This is a genomic window from Zoogloea ramigera, from assembly GCF_006539865.1.
Taxonomy (GTDB): domain Bacteria; phylum Pseudomonadota; class Gammaproteobacteria; order Burkholderiales; family Rhodocyclaceae; genus Zoogloea; species Zoogloea ramigera.
In genome coordinates this window covers 1-3,099 of record NZ_BJNV01000144.1, presented here as the reverse complement: position 1 = coordinate 3,099, position 3,099 = coordinate 1, and the positions used below count along the sequence as shown (strand labels likewise).

Sequence of the window (3,099 nt, the reverse complement as noted above, 5' to 3'; positions counted from 1 at the left end):
CACCGCCGGTGAAACAGGGGGCAGATCCTCCATTTCACCCCCGCGTGCGGCTGAAGCCGCACCTACACGGCACCTACACGGCACCTGCACGCAGCCCGCCAGCGCACCCAAGCCCCAGCCCGGCCCCCACTCCCCACTCCCCATTACCCATTTCCGAATACCCATTTCCGAATACCCATTTCCGAATACCCATTCCCCACCCACCCCATGAAGATCCTCCTCTTCGGCAAGAACGGCCAGGTCGGCTGGGAGCTCCAGCGCAGCCTCGCCCCCCTCGGTGACATCGTCGCCCTCGACCACGACGGCGCCCCCGGCCTCTCCGGCAACTTCGCCGACCCCGAGAGCCTCGCCGCCACCGTGCGCGCCATCGCCCCTGACCTCATCGTCAACGCCGCCGCCCACACCGCCGTCGACAAGGCCGAGAGCGAACCCGACTTCGCCCGCGCCCTCAACGCGCTGGCCCCCGGCGTGCTCGCCCGTGAAGCCGCCACGCTCGGTGCGCTCCTCGTGCATTACTCCACCGACTACGTCTTCGACGGCAGCGGCGACGCCCCGCGCGCCGAAGACGCCCCCACCGGCCCGCTGTCGGTGTACGGCGCCACCAAGCTGGAAGGCGAAGACCTCATCCGCCAGAGCGGCTGCCGCCACCTCATCTTCCGCACCAGCTGGGTGTACGCCGCCCGCGGCGGCAACTTCGCCAAGACCATGCTCAAGCTCGCCGCCGAACGCGACAAGCTCACCATCATCGACGACCAGCACGGCGCCCCCACCGGCGCCGAGCTCCTCGCCGACGTCACCGCCCACGCCGCGCGGATGACCCTCGCCCAGCCCGAGCTCGCCGGCACCTACCACCTCGTCGCCGGCGGCACCACCACCTGGCACCAGTACGCCCGCCACGTCATCGAACACGCCCGCGGCCGCGGCCGCGCCATCCGGGTCGCCCCCGACGCCATCCTGCCCGTGCCCACCAGCGCCTTCCCGACCCCGGCCAAGCGGCCCGCCAACTCCCGGCTCGACACGCAAAAGCTGCAGCACGCCTTCGGCCTCACGCTGCCCGCCTGGCAACTCGGGGTGGACCGGATGCTCGACGAAATCCTTTAAAGGGCGGGAAATGGGTAATGGGGAGTGGGCAGTGGGTGGGGATAGGCCGCACGAGCGGCTGGATGCCTGGCAGCAGGGCACGCTGCTCGTCAAGGCCATCTATGGGCTTTCGGCGGGCTTCCCCGCTGAAGAGCGTTTCGGGCTCACCCAGCAGATGCGTCGTGCCGCCGTCTCCATCCCCAGCAACCTGGCTGAAGGGAGCGCGCGTAACGGTGCCAGGGAATACGCCCACTTCATCTCCGTCGCCCGCGGCTCCCTCGCCGAACTCACCACCCAGATCCAGATCGCCCGGATGCTCGGCCATCTCGACGACACCACCGAAATCCTGACCCTTACCGACCACGTCGGCCGCCTGCTGACGGGTCTTCACCGAAAATGGAGCGCTCAGTGAACACCCCACTTCCCACCTCCCATTCCCCACTCACCCGGAAAGGCATCATCCTCGCCGGCGGCTCCGGCACCCGGCTGCACCCGGCCACCCTGGCCGTCTCCAAGCAGCTCATCCCGGTGTACGACAAGCCGATGATCTACTACCCCCTCAGCACCCTCATGCTGGCGGGTATCCGCGACATCCTCATCATCTCCACCCCGCAAGATACGCCGCGCTTCCAGCAGCTCCTGGGCGACGGCAGCCAGTGGGGGCTCAAGCTGCAATACGCCGTCCAGCCCAGCCCCGACGGCCTCGCCCAGGCCTTCATCATCGGCGAAGACTTCGTCGGCGACGGCCCCAGTGCCCTCGTGCTCGGCGACAACCTCTTCTACGGCCACGACTTCGCCAGCGGCCTGCGCGCCGCCAGCGCCCGCAGCGACGGCGCCACCGTCTTCGCCTACCCGGTGCACGATCCCGAGCGCTACGGCGTCGTCGAATTCGACCAGGACGGCCGCGCCATCAGCCTCGAAGAGAAGCCCGTCCAGCCCAAGAGCCGCTACGCCGTCACCGGCCTCTACTTCTACGACAACCGCGTCGTCGACATCGCCAAGCACCTCAAGCCCGGCCCGCGCGGCGAGCTCGAGATCACCGACGTCAACCGCCAGTACCTCGAATGGGGCGCCCTCGACGTGCAGGTCATGGGCCGCGGCCACGCCTGGCTCGACACCGGCACCCACGAAAGCCTGCTCGAAGCCAGCCTCTTCATCCAGACCATCGAGAAGCGCCAGGGCCTCAAGATCGCCTGCCCCGAAGAGATCGCCTGGCGCGCCGGCTGGATCGACGCCGCGCAGCTCAAGACCCTCGCCGCGCCGCTCGCCAAGAACGGCTACGGCCAGTACCTGCTGCGCATCCTCGACGAAAAGGTCTTTTAACTGAGGGTGTTCCGATGAACGTCATCCAAACCGCCATCCCCGGCCTGCTGATCCTCGAACCCAAGGTCTTCGGCGACGCCCGCGGCTTCTTCATGGAAAGCTACAACGCCAAGGCCTTCCACGACGCCACCGGCCTCGCGCCGAACTTCGTGCAGGACAACCACTCCCGCTCCGGCAAGGGCGTGCTGCGTGGCCTGCACTACCAGATCGAGCAAGCCCAGGGCAAGCTCGTGCGGGTCACCCGCGGCAGCGTCTTCGACGTGGCCGTCGACCTGCGCAAGGCCTCGCCCACCTTCGGCCAGTGGGCCGGCGTCGAGCTCTCGGAAGAGAACAACCGCCAGTTGTGGATCCCGCCCGGCTTCGCCCACGGCTTCCTGGTCACCAGCGACTCGGCCGACTTCCTCTACAAGACCACCGACTACTACGCGCCGCAGTTCGAGCGCAGTCTGCTGTGGAACGACCCCACGGTGGGCGTCGCGTGGCCGCTGCACCTGCTGGCGGGTGAGCCGCTGCTGTCGGCCAAGGATGTGGCGGGGAAGGCGCTGGCGGAGTGTGAAACCTTCGCCTGAGACCGCCGCAAATCGCCTCCGATGGGGCGTTTCTGACAATTATTTCTTCCTGCCTGCCATCCGGCGCGCGCGATAATGCGCGCCTGTCATTCTGCCCGTGGAGCCCCGTATGTCTCGTTCGCTGATC

4 protein-coding genes are annotated in these 3,099 nt (G+C 68.0%); all 4 read left to right on the top strand.

The window, feature by feature from the left end; translation table 11 throughout:
* Positions 1-207 precede the first annotated feature (207 nt).
* From rfbD to rfbC, 4 genes are read left to right on the top strand one after another with little or no spacing between them, the layout of a single operon-like run.
* On the top strand, positions 208-1,101 hold the full coding sequence (gene rfbD / locus ZRA01_RS20070) for a dTDP-4-dehydrorhamnose reductase (RefSeq protein WP_141355140.1): 894 nt from the start codon (positions 208-210) through the stop codon (positions 1,099-1,101).
* Positions 1,102-1,132: 31 nt separating this feature from the next.
* Positions 1,133-1,492: a four helix bundle protein gene (locus ZRA01_RS20065; RefSeq protein ID WP_246093796.1), complete on the top strand. Its 360-nt coding sequence runs from the start codon at positions 1,133-1,135 to the stop codon at positions 1,490-1,492.
* A complete protein-coding gene (gene rfbA, locus ZRA01_RS20060; RefSeq protein ID WP_246093794.1) occupies positions 1,489-2,403 on the top strand; it encodes a glucose-1-phosphate thymidylyltransferase RfbA in 915 nt (304 codons plus the stop codon). Before ZRA01_RS20065 ends, rfbA begins: the two co-directional genes overlap by 4 nt.
* Positions 2,404-2,417: 14 nt before the next feature.
* Positions 2,418-2,972 carry a dTDP-4-dehydrorhamnose 3,5-epimerase gene (gene rfbC, locus ZRA01_RS20055; RefSeq protein ID WP_141355137.1) on the top strand — a complete coding sequence of 185 codons (555 nt, stop codon included), beginning with the start codon at positions 2,418-2,420 and terminating at the stop codon, positions 2,970-2,972.
* Positions 2,973-3,099: the final 127 nt, after the last annotated feature.

Coding starts and splice junctions, on each gene's coding strand:
- rfbD (WP_141355140.1), top strand. CDS start 208: ATGAAGATCCTCCTCTTCGGCAAGAACGGCCAGGTCGGCTGGGAGCTC.
- rfbC (WP_141355137.1), top strand. CDS start 2,418: ATGAACGTCATCCAAACCGCCATCCCCGGCCTGCTGATCCTCGAACCC.